This window comes from Aquiflexum sp. TKW24L (assembly GCF_023502205.1).
Taxonomy (GTDB): Bacteria; Bacteroidota; Bacteroidia; order Cytophagales; family Cyclobacteriaceae; genus Cognataquiflexum.
This window is the reverse complement of sequence record NZ_JAMFLG010000029.1, coordinates 45,820-59,972: the sequence shown is the minus strand read 5'-3', so window position 1 is coordinate 59,972 and position 14,153 is coordinate 45,820. Positions and strand designations below refer to the sequence as shown.

At 40.0% G+C, this 14,153-nt stretch carries 13 protein-coding genes; 7 read left to right on the top strand and 6 right to left on the bottom strand.

Translation table 11 applies throughout. The features are described 5' to 3' along the window. Positions 1-288: 288 nt before the first annotated feature. Positions 289-585, top strand: coding sequence for a hypothetical protein (locus M3O96_RS16770; protein WP_249722459.1), 297 nt, complete (start codon positions 289-291; stop codon positions 583-585). Then, positions 575-913, top strand: coding sequence for a hypothetical protein (locus tag M3O96_RS16765; RefSeq protein WP_249722457.1), 339 nt, complete (start codon positions 575-577; stop codon positions 911-913). The genes M3O96_RS16770 and M3O96_RS16765 overlap by 11 nt, the downstream gene beginning before the upstream one ends. Positions 914-1,000: 87 nt before the next feature. Here M3O96_RS16765 and M3O96_RS16760 read toward each other — a convergent pair whose 3' ends face one another. Continuing rightward, positions 1,001-1,858, bottom strand: coding sequence for an endonuclease/exonuclease/phosphatase family protein (locus tag M3O96_RS16760; protein WP_349630855.1), 858 nt, complete (start codon positions 1,856-1,858; stop codon positions 1,001-1,003). A 254-nt stretch (positions 1,859-2,112) separates the two neighbouring features. Here M3O96_RS16760 and M3O96_RS16755 point away from each other — a divergent pair, with 254 nt between their 5' ends. Next, on the top strand, positions 2,113-3,009 hold the full coding sequence (locus tag M3O96_RS16755) for a flavin reductase (RefSeq protein ID WP_249722455.1): 897 nt from the start codon (positions 2,113-2,115) through the stop codon (positions 3,007-3,009). Between the two features lie 25 nt (positions 3,010-3,034). On the opposite strand, the gene sppA is transcribed toward M3O96_RS16755, so the two are convergent. Further along, positions 3,035-4,798, bottom strand: a complete 1,764-nt coding sequence (gene sppA, locus M3O96_RS16750; RefSeq protein ID WP_249722453.1) for a signal peptide peptidase SppA — start codon at positions 4,796-4,798, stop codon at positions 3,035-3,037. A 71-nt stretch (positions 4,799-4,869) separates the two neighbouring features. On the opposite strand from sppA, the gene folK reads away from it, so the two are divergent. Continuing rightward, entirely contained in the window at positions 4,870-5,355 is a 486-nt protein-coding gene (gene folK / locus M3O96_RS16745; protein ID WP_249722451.1) for a 2-amino-4-hydroxy-6-hydroxymethyldihydropteridine diphosphokinase, read from the top strand. Positions 5,356-5,476: 121 nt separating this feature from the next. On the opposite strand, the gene fabD is transcribed toward folK, so the two are convergent. The 4 genes from fabD to M3O96_RS16725 form a co-directional block, all read right to left on the bottom strand. After that, positions 5,477-6,352, bottom strand: coding sequence for an ACP S-malonyltransferase (gene fabD, locus M3O96_RS16740; RefSeq protein WP_249722449.1), 876 nt, complete (start codon positions 6,350-6,352; stop codon positions 5,477-5,479). 93 nt (positions 6,353-6,445) lie between these two features. Beyond that, a complete protein-coding gene (locus M3O96_RS16735; RefSeq protein WP_249722447.1) occupies positions 6,446-7,099 on the bottom strand; it encodes a carbonic anhydrase in 654 nt (217 codons plus the stop codon). Between the two features lie 96 nt (positions 7,100-7,195). After that, positions 7,196-7,603, bottom strand: coding sequence for a thiol-disulfide oxidoreductase DCC family protein (locus M3O96_RS16730; protein ID WP_249722446.1), 408 nt, complete (start codon positions 7,601-7,603; stop codon positions 7,196-7,198). Next, entirely contained in the window at positions 7,600-10,377 is a 2,778-nt protein-coding gene (locus tag M3O96_RS16725) for a T9SS type B sorting domain-containing protein (protein WP_249722445.1), read from the bottom strand. Before M3O96_RS16725 ends, M3O96_RS16730 begins: the two co-directional genes overlap by 4 nt. A 261-nt stretch (positions 10,378-10,638) precedes the next feature. On the opposite strand from M3O96_RS16725, the gene M3O96_RS16720 reads away from it, so the two are divergent. The 3 genes from M3O96_RS16720 to M3O96_RS16710 are packed head-to-tail and all read left to right on the top strand — an operon-like array spanning position 10,639 to position 14,077. After that, a complete protein-coding gene (locus tag M3O96_RS16720; RefSeq protein ID WP_249722444.1) occupies positions 10,639-11,322 on the top strand; it encodes a succinate dehydrogenase cytochrome b subunit in 684 nt (227 codons plus the stop codon). Between the two features lie 45 nt (positions 11,323-11,367). Next, positions 11,368-13,302: a fumarate reductase/succinate dehydrogenase flavoprotein subunit gene (locus M3O96_RS16715; protein ID WP_249722443.1), complete on the top strand. Its 1,935-nt coding sequence runs from the start codon at positions 11,368-11,370 to the stop codon at positions 13,300-13,302. Positions 13,303-13,327: 25 nt separating this feature from the next. Next, the gene (locus tag M3O96_RS16710) at positions 13,328-14,077 is read left to right on the top strand and encodes a succinate dehydrogenase/fumarate reductase iron-sulfur subunit (RefSeq protein WP_249722442.1); all 750 of its coding nucleotides are present in this window, start codon (positions 13,328-13,330) and stop codon (positions 14,075-14,077) included. Positions 14,078-14,153 lie beyond the last annotated feature (76 nt).

Sequence of the window (14,153 nt, the reverse complement as noted above, 5' to 3'; positions counted from 1 at the left end):
TTCATACCTGAGGGTCTTTTGCGTTTAAGACCCACCAACCCCGCAGACCACAGAATTTTGCTGAACAACAAAGAAACAAAGGGGACAAAGACTTTAAAGACCACCGTATAGTTGTCCTCACTTACGATCGCTATCTATTTTTAAAATGGAGCAGGCGATAGGTTTAGATTCCATCTATACCTTTTTGATAAGTAAGATTTGTAATTCAAATAACCAAGAATTACCTTTCGTTTTAGCGTTTAGTTTAATAGTCCATCAATCGCAATACAACACCTAGCTGGGATAATAATGAAGGGATTAATGTTTATTGTGGTTTTAATAATCATTTCAAGTTGTAATAATAAGAGGAGTTTAAATTTTGGGGAAGAAATAAATTACTTTGATGATGGCTTTATAGATCATTTTCCAAAAAAAATAAGATATCGAAACTCTTTTCAAGCAGTTTCTCAAAATATTTCAATTTCTCACCCTTATGTTTGGCTTAAATACCATCCAGATCAGACCGAACTAGATAGTATTAAAAATTCCGCAAAGGCATTATCTATAGCAGTTTACAATTCAGAAGATAGTTGCCTTGTGGGTTGACAAACATTTAACAGCTCAAAATTGGATTAAATATGATAAAAAAATCAGAAAACCGAGAAAAGTAGAAATTAGAGAACTAAATTGCCAAGAAGGAAAATATCCTGTCCCAAATTTTTTCAAAGAATGGATTTTTGAAACCAATTTGACTTTGACAAAACTGGAAGGGTATAAAATGTATGTGTTAGAATCAAAAAAAGGATCATTTATGAATCCTGATAAATTACCAAATGGCGTATATACTCCCAAGGGTTGGGAACATGGCTATAGTAAGGGGATTGCAATAAATAATGAAACAGGTGCTGTAATCTACTGGGCTGATATTTGGTAAAGAGATTTATCTTAGAAATATCTTTTTATACCCTTCAACTATACAAAGTTAAACTATTCCCAGCTGAGATTTTCCTCAGCTAAGCAATCACCAACTCACCTCCACCATCACCGGAAAATGGTCTGAAGGGTACTTCATTCCATAATTGTCTGTCAAGATTCCATGTCGGAGAACGGTCATATTTGGGCTGACAAAAATATGGTCAATGATGCCTTCAGGAAGCTTTTCCCAATTGTATCCATTGAATGTTCCCTGATTTCCTACGGAAGGAATTTTTGAAATCAGCCTGCTGTCTTTCATTTCGGAATTATCCAGCACCGTCTGGTACGCCGGATTGTTGGGCATGACATTGAAATCCCCGATGAACACCACAGGAAGTTTTTCTGTATTGATTTCTTTTATTTTCCTTATCACCAATTTACTGCTCTCTTCTCTCGCCTTTTGACCGATATGGTCATAATGGATATTGAATACATAGAACTTTTCACCTTCCCTATTTGTAAATTTGACCCAAGTGCAAACCCTATTCAAAGCTGCGTCCCATCCTTTTGAGGGCTTTTCAGGTGTTTCGGAAAGCCAAAACGTGCTTTGATCTAAGACTTTTAGCTTTTCAGGATTATAGAAAACCGCACTGAATTCCCCTTCTTTCCCTCCTTTGTCCCTGCCGACACCCACATATGGATAGCCCAATCCATTTTTGATTTCCTCAAGTTGATGGTACATCCCTTCTTGGGTTCCGATGATGTCCATTTGGTGAAATTTAATTTGATTAATCAAATGAGGCGCTCGGTCCTTCCAAAGATTTCCTACATCATTTGCATTATCAAATCGGATATTGTAGGTAGCAATGTTTAGGTTTTGGCCAAATGAATGTGAAAAAGGAAAGGAAGCCATAAGGAGCAATAATAAAATAAGAGAATAATGGCAAAAAGATAATTGTTTCATGGGCTTTGTGAGTTTTGATTTTTTAATTTAGGGAATAAATGTAGGTCAATGCAAACCGTTGAAAGAAACCTGAGTTATTATTATAAAATGGATATCTGCTTCTATGCCATTAACACTATATTCTTCTTCAATCGGGACGGAAGACCGAAGTCGGAAGACCGATGTACCGGGCAATTAAGTCTTCAAACAAGAAATAAATAAATATACTATCTTCTCGAACCATTGTGTACAAACAATTATCATAAAAGTAAAAAATGAAGACCATCAATCCCAAGGATGTTTCGATTGCCCAATTCCACAGCTACCTGCTAGGTGCCGTAGCCCCGCGTCCCATTGCTTTTGCCAGTACGGTGGACAAGGAAGGTAATGTCAATTTAAGTCCATTCAGTTTTTTCAATGTCTTTGGCACCAATCCTCCTGTGTTGGTTTTTTCACCTTCCCGGAGGGTCAGGGATAATACGACAAAGCACAGCTTGGATAATGTATTGGAAGTACCCGAGGTAGTCATCAATATGGTCAGCTTTTGTATGGTGGAACAAATGTCTCTGGCAAGTACCGAATACGAAAAAGGAGTCAATGAATTTGTGAAATCCGGGTTTTCGGAAGCTTCATCTATTTTGGTAAAACCCCCAAGAGTCAAGGAAGCTCCTGTGGCTTTCGAATGTAAAGTACTGCAGGTATTACCAATTGGTGAAGGGGGAGGGTCAGCCAATCTGGTGATCTGTGAGGTTTTGCTTGCGCATATTTCCGAGCAGATTTTGGATGAAAAAGATCAGATAAACCCTTTCAAATTGGATGCTGTGGCAAGAATGGGAGGAGACTGGTATTGCCGAGCCCATGGGGAAGCCTTATTTGAAATTGCCAAACCTATCAGGAATAAAGGCATTGGTGTTGATAACATTCCGCCTTACATCCGAAACAGTACTGTACTGACAGGAAATAACCTCGGTAGATTGGGGAATTGTGAGCAAATCCCTGAAGCTGTTGAAGTGGAAGCCTATTCCGGTAATCACGTGATTCAGGAAATGAAAATAAGGTTTAAAAATGACAGGGAGAGTTTTGATTTTCACCTTCACGAATATGCCAAACAAGTGTTGGAATCTGGGGATGTAATCACTGCCTGGAAGATTTTGCTTCAAGAGAAAGAATAAAAAAAGGAGCGTATAGCTCCTTTTTTTATCTGATAATGATGTCATATGGCATCCTGACCATCATACCTTCATATTTCTTAACACTTTCAACTTGTTTGTAAATGGGGTAAAAAGTTCCGAGCTGCTGCTTCTGATAAAATACCTGCACATCATTGGTAAATTCACTCAAGAATCTTTCAAACCAAGGCTTGGTTTGTGGGTAATAAACCACACGGTAATCGTCTGCCACTCCAGCTTTTTCAGCTGCGATTTTTACCGCATCATCCAATCCCCCCAACACATCCACCAAACCATTTGCCAATGCCTGATTTCCTGACCAAACCCTGCCTGAAGCGACTTTCTTGATTTCCTCTTTGCTTCGGTTTCTTCCGTCAGCCACTCTTGTCAAAAAGACGTCATACCCTTCTTCTACCTGAGCTTGGAAAATACTCCTTTCCATTTCAGTGATTTCTCTGGTTGGTGTAAGGAAGTCGGAAAGCTCACCAGTTTTGACCACATCGGTGGTAATTCCCATTTTGTTGTTTAGAAAACCTTGGGCATTGAACCAAAGGGCAAAAATTCCTATAGACCCTGTTATGGTATTGGGCTGTGCGACAATCGTATCTGCTGCTGCTGCAATATAATAACCTCCTGATGCAGCGACTTCACCCATAGAAGCGATGACCGGTTTTTCTTTGCTCGCCAAGTCAAGCTCCCTCCAAATTACTTCTGATGCCAAAGCAGATCCTCCTGGAGAATTGATTCTCAAGACAATGGCTTTGACGTCCTTGTTGTTTTTTGCCTTTTTGATTTCTTCTTTGAAGGTGTCCGAAGCGATTGAACCTTCGGATTTGCCACTGACTATGTCTCCTTCTGCCACGATTACTGCGATCCTGTTTTTGGAAGTGAGGTTCTTGGTTTTTGAAGACTTGTTGATGCCCGTCATGTTGATCGTATTAATTTTATCATCTTCACCTAACCCAAGTTTTTCTTTCATAAGTTCGATCACCTGATCTTCGTACCACAATCCATCTATGAGTTTGTATTTCAAGGCATCGCTAAGTTTCCTAACGAGCATCTTAGAATTGATTTCTTTGATGGAATCAAGAGAAATACCCCTGCTTTCGCTGATTTCATTTAAGGCAAAATTATTAAGATCATTTAGAAAAGAGGCCGTCTGCATTCTGCTCGAATCACTCATTTTATCCAAAATAAATGGCTCTACTGCACTTTTGAAATCGCCGACACGGAATACCTGAGGCTTAATTTCAAGCTTTTCAAACATCCCTTTGAAGAAAACCACTTCCGAAGCAAAGCCATTGAATTCCATCAATCCTGAAGGGTTGATGTAAATTTCATCTGAAATTGAACTCAAAAAATAGCCACCTTCGGTATAATATTCACCGTAACTCACAATAAATTTATCGGAAGTTTTAAAATCCTTGAGTGCATCTCTCAATTCTTTGATTCCTGCCTGACCTGCTGAAAAAGTTCCTGCTTTTATAAAAATCCCTTTTACATTATCATTGTTTTTTGCAGTTTCGATAGCCCTTTTCAATGAAGTCAACCCAACTGTCGAAACTCCCCCGAATAAATTGATGGATGAAAAATCAGGATCATCTTCACTGCTTCTTTCCACCAAAATTCTGCCATCTAGATTTAATACCAATACGGTATTTTCTTTCACATCCACATCACTGCTTGATGAGGAGGAAATGACTGCAATGATGCCGGCAAGAATAAAAAAACTCATTACTGAAAATATCAGCAAGCCAACGATGACTGCCAAAACGTTACCAAGAAATCTCATAATCTTTATTTTTAGGGACTAAATTACTGCTTTTTTCTTTATGTTTATCCAATACAACTCATAACAGAAGAATGAACCAAGTAGTTTTTATATTAGGGGGGAATCTTGGTGACAGGCTAGGATTTATACAGGTGGCTGTTAAAAATTTGGTTTCCTATTTTGGTCCGTTAAGACAAAAATCCTCCATTTTTGAAACTGAGGCTTGGGGTGGCAAATCTACAGGAAATTACCTCAATCAGGTGTTAGTATTTGATACGTCAATCAATCCTGAGAAAATTTTGGACATCATCCTTGAAATTGAATTACTGTTGGGTAGGAGACGTGATGAAAAGTGGGGAAACAGAACAATGGATATAGATATCCTATACTTTGGAAATGAAATTTTCAACTCAGATCGGCTTAAAATTCCTCATCCATATATTCAGGATAGAAGATTTGTGTTAGAACCTTTGGTAGAAATCCTCCCTGATTTGGAGCATCCAGTTTTAATAAAAACCAACAAAGAACTTTTAGAGCTCTGTTTGGATAATTCAAGCGTAAAGGCCTTTACAAAATAAAGAAGCCCTCCCAAAATTTGGAATGGCTTCTCACTTCAAATTCATTCATCTAATTTTCAGTCAATTTTATTTGAAATTAATTAACCAATTAACCAATTAACCAATTAACCAATTAACAACTCTAAATGCTGCTGACCTCTGCTTCTTTATGAATTTTTTTGACAAGGCCCTGAAGTACTTTCCCCGGTCCGCATTCCACAAAATGTACAGCACCGTCGGCTACCATTTGCTGGATGCACTGTGTCCATTTGACCGGTGCGGTCAATTGGGCGATTAGGTTTTGCTTGATTATATCTATGTCATTGACTCCTGTAGTACCCACGTTTTGATAAATGGGACACTTTGGCTGATAGAAGGTAGTGGATTCAATGGCCTTTCTAAGTTTTTCGCCTGCAGGTTCCATCAGCGGCGAGTGGAAAGCACCTCCGACAGGTAGTGGCAAAGCTCTCTTGGCACCGGCTTCTTTCATTTTTTCGCAGGCGATTTCTATTCCTTTGTTAGTTCCAGAAATAACCAACTGACCCGGACAGTTATAATTGGCAGGCACTACAACCTCCTCCTTGATGGAAGCGCAGATTTCTTCCACTTTTGCATCCTCAAGTCCTAATATAGCAGCCATTCCAGATGGGTTGATTTCGCAGGCTTCCTGCATGGCAAGAGCACGTTGGTAGACCAGGTCTAATCCATCCTCAAATTCTAAGGTCCCATTAGCCACCAAGGCAGAAAATTCTCCCAAGGAGTGGCCTGCCACCATATCCGGGTTGAAATCTGGATCAGTTTTGGCAAGAATTACGGAATGTAAAAAAATGGCTGGTTGGGTAACTTTGGTCTGTTTCAATTCCTCATCAGAGCCTTCAAACATGATGTCAGAAATTCTGAATCCTAAAATTTCATTGGCTTTTTCAAAAAGTAATTTTGCTATTTCACTGCTTTCATAGAGGTCTTTTCCCATTCCGGGGAACTGTGCTCCCTGTCCGGGAAAAATATATGCTTTCATATCTCGTGGTTTTTTGATAAATGAACGGCAAATATATCAAAAAAAGTGGCCCATTTCTAGGCCACCGATTCATTCCAATGTTTTGAATTATACTTAACTATTCACCTCCGAATGATGGAAATCTCCAAGATTATAGATTTCCATAATGTCTTTTAAAATGGCCTGAAAATCTATATTCAGGTCTATCAGTTTTCCGGTTTGGATGTCAAAAACCCAACCATGTACTTTCATATCCCTTTCTTTGATCGCTTTTTGGACTGCGGCGGTTTTGATCAGGTTTACACACTGTTCTTGGACATTCAGTTCTACAAGTCTATTATACTTTTCATTTTCATCAGTAATGGCATTCAATTCTTTCCTATGGATCCGGTATACATCCCTGATATTTCTCAGCCAAGGGTTTAATAATCCCAGGTCGGCTGCATTCATCGCTGCTTTTACGCCGCCACAGAAGTAATGCCCGCACACTACTACATGATTTACCTCCAAATTTTGCACCGCATAGTTCAATACTGACATTACATTAAGGTCAATACTGATGACCATGTTGGCGATGTTTCTATGCACAAAAACTTCACCAGGCTGTACACCCATCAAATCTTCTGCCGTAACCCTACTGTCAGAACAGCCAATGTATAAAATATCGGGTTTTTGCCCTTTAGACAAATTCTCAAAATAATGTGGGTCAATCTCAAGCTTTGAGGTGATCCAGTTTTGGTTGTTTTCAAAAACTCTGGTTATATCCATAACTATAATTGTTATTATTATTATTTTTTAAGATACTGAGAAAAAGGAAGATCAAACAAGATTTTTATCCCGAGCGGTTGATTTTTGGTTTCTCTACTACAAAAATTTCCTTTTTTCTTTCGTCGTTGGTATTCTACAGGTTTCTTTTTTTCCAAACCACTTGTACCTGTTTCTCGCAATCCAATCATAAACCGGATCACGAACTGCGGATGGAATAAAATTGAAAACATACAAAAGAGGCCAAATGCCACCAAGATTTCTTGCAATTTCCAGCGCTGCCTTACTCTTGTAAAATACTTGATCTCCCCTGATCAAAATGATAGAGTCAAGGTAAGCCTCATTGATTTTATAGTCTTTCAGAATACTTTTGGTAGCATTGTCTTGGAGTGCCCCAAACTTAAACCTTTCCTTTTTGTCCCTTTTGATTACAAAATCAATGGCATTGTTACACAAATTACAAACCCCGTCGAAAAGAATGATATCATGCCTGTCTTGGATTCTCATCGGATGATCTGAACTGTTCCTTTGAGTTTTTGCTCTTGCTTTGTAGGGTCTAAAACGTCGAACTTAACAGTCGCGGTATAGAAATAAGTACCTGAAGGAAGTTCATTGCCATTTTTATCAGTACCATTCCATCTGATGTAAATGTCATTTTCATTGGAAGAGAGACTGTTGTATTTGAAAACCTCAACACCCCATCTGTTGACAATAAATACTTCTACGCCAAGTACAAACCTTGGGCATTTGGCAAAAGGATTGTCAAATGCCATAAATGTTTCATTGATTCCGTCACCATTTGGAGTAAAGGCATTTGGTAGGAAATAACTCGGGCAATTGTCTACACAGACGATATTGCTAGGTTCGCTCTCATTTCCAGACCTATCGACTGCAGTGATATAGTAGCATCCTCTGTAATTTGAAAGATCCCTTATCAGGGCATTTCTCTCAAATGCTGAATAAGTTCCTGCCAATTCAAATTGACCGTCTTCACCTTCTGAAGTAAAATAGAGCCTGAAGGCACTCAGTTCATCATCACATACTCCGCTAAAATCCGGTTCCCAACTTAATTCATGTTCATAGGTATTGTTTCCACAGCCTTTGTCAGAAAGGTATGCTGAACACTCAGGACCTTCAAAAACCAAAACCGGTGGACACGGCAACCTGTCATCATCCGGTCTTGCACAGATTACTTGGGATTTATTTTCCAAAGGATATTCTATTTTATTCACATTATACGCACCCTTAGTGATCACATAATAGCAATATTCAATGTCCTTTTTCAAACCCACTCCATTGTGTCTTCCGTCATCGAAATAGGTAAATCCTGTGACTGTTGGGTCAACTTCAGCAATCAACAGAAACGTGTTTTCATCCGCAGCATTGGCATCATTTCTATTTCTGTAAACTTCGTGTTTGTATTGAGAAATAGAGTTGTTCCAAGGAGTATTGAATTGCCACTTCAACTCAATGGCTTCGTTGATGATAATCAAATCCAACCTGACCGAAGATGCGGAACTGGAGCTGTCAATCGTCGTGGAATTTTCTTTGAGGATGACCTTGTAGTTATAAACAAGATTTTCTGTATTTAACCCTGTGTCTGTAAAAGTAGTGTCTGATGTGCTGATCACCGAAACCCTATTTTGGCTTCCTGTAAACCCGTTATTCCTTAACAATTCATAAGTAAAAGGACCGGGGAACTGAGTCCTATCGATATCATATGGAGGAGTCCATTTTACAAAAATCTCACCTGATTCGCTGTCTGTCGCTTCTACACTGACATTGGTGATCAATGGCACGTCTACATCAATGGTAATGCAGATTTCTTCGGATACAATACTTTGTCCTGACCTTGGGGCGGGAAATCCTGCTACCAACCTGTAACAATAAGTGTTTCCCGGTGCCAGACCTTCCCCCATATTGGTATCCAAGAAATTAAATGTGGACATATTAGTTGTTCCAACCAACTCATATCCTGCCCGTATTCCGGTTTCACAGGAATCAGGTTCATAAGGGTCAGAATTGATTCTTCTCCAAACTTGCATGGTCTGGGCAGAACTGCTGCATGAGTAAGGTGACCAGACTACATTGACTGATCTACCCTGCTGTTGTTCGGCGGTTTCAAGCAAAGGCGGTGGGCCGATTACTTTGATATTCCATGTTTTGATATCAATCAATGCCGGACCTGATCTAGGTTGGTCGGTGATTCTGATCCTCACCTGATATTCCCTTTCCCTGACATGGCTACAGATGGTCTGCCATTCGAAATTGATCACTCCGGGTGTTGGCTGGAATACAGAAAGCGGGGAGTAGGTAGCCGGAGAACTCAAAATCTCAATTGGATCTCCAAAAACCTCAATTTTGATAGGATCCCCGTCAGGGTCAGATCCTTGGATGATTTCTTCGATTTTGGTACCTGCTACCACACAAAGGTCATCAGGAAGAATTAGAACAGGCCGGTTATTATTTGAGTTTTCGATAATGATCTGCATGTCCCTCACCACGTATCCTATAATCTGCCATTCTCCCGCGATTCTTCGCCACTCAATTATTCGAAATGCAACATTATATTGACCGGCAAGACCTGGGGCATCCCATACAAGATCACCTGTAAATGGATCAACAGTCAAAAATGGATTAGGTGAGCCGTCCTCTCTGTTAAAACTGAATTCGGATGTAGCGGGGCTTCTGTAATTATTGACAGGTCTTTGGAAAGCCTGTTTTGGGATATCAAGACTATAGGACAAACTATCTCCGTCAGGATCATATGCCCCAGGATTATGGATAAATCTTTTATTCACCACCCCGTTGTCCACCGGTGGAATGGTCAGCACCGGAGAATTATTTACTCCGATAAAAGGATCAATGGTAATAAGAGTTTCTACATAAAATGGAGTTTCTACAGAATTGTCCATGTTTAATGTTTTGTCGTTCCTATTGAACTCCCTAAACCAGATTGTGTATTTACCGGGTCCCTGAAAAGTATGCTCAATGACAAATGTGTTTTTCTCGATTTGATTCCCCAAAGATTCAACCAATACAAAATCACTTTCAGTATTCAGGCTTACTTCTCTTCCATCACCAAAATTGATAAAACCGGGCCCAAAAATGACACTTGATCTTGTGTCAGTATATCCGACCACAGTGATCTTGTAAGTCAATGTCTGGACGGATACCCGCTCTGCTGTAATCTCCCCTGCACGGATGTGCGTGGCATATGCCTGTGTGGCAGAAAGGATGAAAATGCAAAGCGAAATTAAAAATGAATATTTAAATCTCATGCAGGTAGAATTTGATCATCAAGATATACGAAAATAAATAAATCAGGATATAATTATATACTTAAACCAAACAATAAAAATAAACAGTTGGTTAGACAAGTGTTCAAAATTAACGAAAAGAAGCACCTATAATTGTCTATTTAGAATAATTTAAAATAAGTTCAATCGATTGTTCTCGGATTGTTTACTAACCTTTCCAAATGTAAATTTGGCCACGAAGTTCAAAAACCTATTTTCAATCGAACACTTAAGAAAAATCATATGAGTTGGGTATCAAAAACCTTAAGTAGCACCTTGGGCCGAAAATTAATAATGGCCCTTACCGGATTGTTTCTAATACTATTCTTGGTTGTCCATCTTATTGGTAACCTGCAGCTTTTATTACCCGACAATGGTGAATCATTCAATCTATACGCTGAAAGTATGGCTAGTAATCCATTGATCAGAGTGGTTTCCATAGGTAATTTTGCTTTTATACTTCTTCATGTCATCTATTCTATATTGTTGTCGAGATACAATAAGAGTTCTAGACCGATTGAGTATGCGGTAAGTAAAGCCTCCACAAACAGTTCTTGGTCATCAAGAAACATGGGAATTCTTGGAACAATTATTTTAATTTTTCTTTTAGTACACTTAAAAGGATTTTATTACGAAATCAAATTTGGGGAAATGCCTGTGGTGGACTACGCAGGAGTCACATACAAAAATGTATTTGCGATAGTCGCCGCAGCTTATTCCAATCTTTTATATGTCGCATTTTACGTGGTGGCTATGGGTTTCCTTGGATTTCATTTATCCCACGGATTTGCCAGTGCATTCCAGACACTTGGTCTCAATCACGTGAAATATTCTCCATTGATCTCAAGGGTCGGTTTTGGCTTTTCGATCATTGTTCCGGCGCTATTTGCCCTGATTCCTATTGTGATGTACATCCAATCGCTTTGATTGGATTGATTGAAAAATGAATGTAGAAAATTAAATCTGACCTAGATGATACTAGATTCTAAAACACCTGAAGGCCCATTGGCAGAAAAATGGACCAAACATAAATTTAATGTGAAGTTGGTCAACCCGGCCAACAAGAGGAAATATGATGTAATTGTTGTGGGTACGGGTTTGGCAGGTGCATCAGCAGCTGCTTCATTGGCTGAGTTGGGTTATAATGTCAAAGCATTTACTTTCCATGATAGCCCCCGTAGAGCCCACTCTATTGCTGCCCAAGGAGGAATCAATGCTGCAAAAAATTATCAAAACGATGGGGATTCCGTATTCCGATTGTTTTATGATACTATCAAAGGGGGGGATTACCGGGCAAGAGAATCTAACGTCTACCGATTAGCAGAAGTGTCTGTTAAAATCATTGACCAATGTGTAGCCCAAGGTGTTCCTTTTGCACGTGAATATGGGGGTCTATTGGCAAATAGGTCTTTCGGTGGTGCTCAGGTGTCCCGTACTTTTTATGCACGGGGACAAACAGGACAGCAATTACTTTTGGGCGCATATTCGGCATTGAGTCGTCAGGTTGCCAATGGTAAAGTGAAATTGTATCCGCGTACAGAAATGATGGACGTGGTGATGATAGATGGACAGGCTAGGGGAATTGTTACACGAAATCTGATCACAGGAGCTGTAGAAACCCATGCTGCACATGCAGTATTGCTATGTACGGGAGGATATGGAAATGTATTCTTCCTTTCTACCAATGCGATGGGCTGTAATGTAACAGCAGCTTGGAGAGCTCACAAACGTGGAGCTTATTTTGCCAATCCTTGCTTTACCCAAATTCACCCTACCTGTATTCCTGTTTCAGGAGATCATCAGTCTAAGTTGACACTCATGTCGGAATCATTGAGAAATGATGGGCGTGTGTGGGTTCCTGCCACCACAGATACTGCTGAAAAGCTTAGAAAAGGTCAAATCAAAGTCAATGATATCAAGGAAGAAGACAGAGATTATTTCTTAGAAAGAAAGTATCCTTCCTTTGGAAATCTTGTTCCACGTGATGTGGCTTCCCGAAATGCAAAAGAGGTTTGTGATGCCGGAAGAGGCGTCAATGAAACCGGTGAAGCAGTATTTTTGGATTTTCGTGATGCCATCAACCGTGACGGCAAGGCACTGATCGAGTCCAAATACGGGAACCTTTTCGATATGTATATGCAAATCACAGGGGAAAATCCATATGAAGTACCGATGATGATTTACCCGGCTGTTCATTATACGATGGGTGGCCTTTGGGTGGATTACAACTTGATGACTACCATTCCTGGTCTTTATGCCCTTGGGGAGGCCAACTTCTCTGATCACGGAGCCAATAGACTAGGTGCTTCTGCACTTATGCAGGGGCTTGCTGATGGCTATTTTGTCATTCCATATACCATTGGGGATTATTTGGCACAGACACCTCCAAAGCCTGTTGACCCAAATCACCCTGAGTTTACTAAAGCCGCAAAAGAAGTAAAGGACAGAATCAGTCAATTGCTTAATATCAAGGGAAAGAAAACCATTGACCACTTCCATAAGAAACTTGGAAAAATCATGTGGAATCAGTGTGGTATGTCGCGAACTGCCGAAGGCTTGAGGAAGGCAAAAGCCGAGATCAAACAATTGAAGAAAGATTTTTGGTCAGATGTAAAAGTTTTGGGGGCAAATGAAGAACTTAATATGTCACTGGAAAAAGCCCATCGGGTTGCAGATTTTATCGAACTTGGAGAATTGATGATCGATGACGCACTAGACCGAGATGAATCCTGCGGCGGTCACTTCCGTGAAGAATACCAGACCCCCGAAGGAGAAGCCCTCCGGGATGACGAAAATTTTGCATATGCAGCTGCATGGAAATATGTGGGCGAAAATCAAGAAGAAGAACTTTATAAAGAACCGTTGGTGTTCGAAAATGTGAAGCTTACCCAGCGTTCGTACAAATAATTTTAAGACAAAAATTCATACCTACATGAAATTGACTTTAAAAATCTGGAGACAGAAAAACGCATCGGATAAAGGTGGTTTTACTACCTATCCCGTAGACAATGTTTCCAAAGACATGTCTTTTCTTGAAATGTTGGACGTGTTGAATGAAGACTTGACAGAAAAAGGGGATGATCCGGTTCACTTTGACCATGACTGTCGTGAAGGAATCTGTGGGACTTGCGCTTTACATATCAACGGTAAACCTCATGGACCGCTGCAAACAACAACCTGCCAATTGCACATGCGCTCTTTCAATGACGGTGAGACCATCACCATTGAACCTTGGCGAGCCAAAGCTTTCCCGATTTTGAAGGATTTGGTTGTGGACAGGTCAGCTTTTGATAGAATTATCCAGGCTGGAGGGTATGTTTCAGTGGGGACAGGAGGAATACCTGATGCCAACGAAATTCCAATTCCTAAGACCATTGCTGATCTTGCTATGGATGCGGCGCAATGTATTGCATGTGGAGCATGTGTAGCAGCATGTAAAAATGCTTCAGCCATGTTGTTCACTTCCGCCAAAGTATCCCAATTAGCCTTATTACCTCAAGGTCAGGTGGAAAGAAAAACGAGAGCTGAAAAAATGGTTGCTCAGATGGATGCGGAAGGGTTCGGTGCATGTACCAATACCGGTGCCTGCGAAGCTGAATGTCCCAAAGGAATCAGCATTTCAAATATAGCCCGAATGAACAGGGAATATTATTCTGCTGCTCTCAGCAGTCAAAATGTTTAAAAACTTATACCATAATGCGTAAAGCCGGTTTATCCGGCTTTTTTTTTGCCTTTGTGCTAAGTCGTATCGGGGTAAT

What these genes read in the sequence shown, in the direction of transcription:
- M3O96_RS16770 (WP_249722459.1), top strand. Translation starts at nt 289, where the DNA reads ATGAAGGGATTAATGTTTATTGTGGTTTTAATAATCATTTCAAGTTGT.
- M3O96_RS16760 (WP_349630855.1), bottom strand. Translation starts at nt 1,858, where the DNA reads ATGAAACAATTATCTTTTTGCCATTATTCTCTTATTTTATTATTGCTC.
- M3O96_RS16755 (WP_249722455.1), top strand. Translation starts at nt 2,113, where the DNA reads ATGAAGACCATCAATCCCAAGGATGTTTCGATTGCCCAATTCCACAGC.
- sppA (WP_249722453.1), bottom strand. Translation starts at nt 4,798, where the DNA reads ATGAGATTTCTTGGTAACGTTTTGGCAGTCATCGTTGGCTTGCTGATA.
- folK (WP_249722451.1), top strand. Translation starts at nt 4,870, where the DNA reads ATGAACCAAGTAGTTTTTATATTAGGGGGGAATCTTGGTGACAGGCTA.
- fabD (WP_249722449.1), bottom strand. Translation starts at nt 6,352, where the DNA reads ATGAAAGCATATATTTTTCCCGGACAGGGAGCACAGTTCCCCGGAATG.
- M3O96_RS16735 (WP_249722447.1), bottom strand. Translation starts at nt 7,099, where the DNA reads ATGGATATAACCAGAGTTTTTGAAAACAACCAAAACTGGATCACCTCA.
- M3O96_RS16730 (WP_249722446.1), bottom strand. Translation starts at nt 7,603, where the DNA reads ATGAGAATCCAAGACAGGCATGATATCATTCTTTTCGACGGGGTTTGT.
- M3O96_RS16725 (WP_249722445.1), bottom strand. Translation starts at nt 10,377, where the DNA reads ATGAGATTTAAATATTCATTTTTAATTTCGCTTTGCATTTTCATCCTT.
- M3O96_RS16720 (WP_249722444.1), top strand. Translation starts at nt 10,639, where the DNA reads ATGAGTTGGGTATCAAAAACCTTAAGTAGCACCTTGGGCCGAAAATTA.
- M3O96_RS16715 (WP_249722443.1), top strand. Translation starts at nt 11,368, where the DNA reads ATGATACTAGATTCTAAAACACCTGAAGGCCCATTGGCAGAAAAATGG.
- M3O96_RS16710 (WP_249722442.1), top strand. Translation starts at nt 13,328, where the DNA reads ATGAAATTGACTTTAAAAATCTGGAGACAGAAAAACGCATCGGATAAA.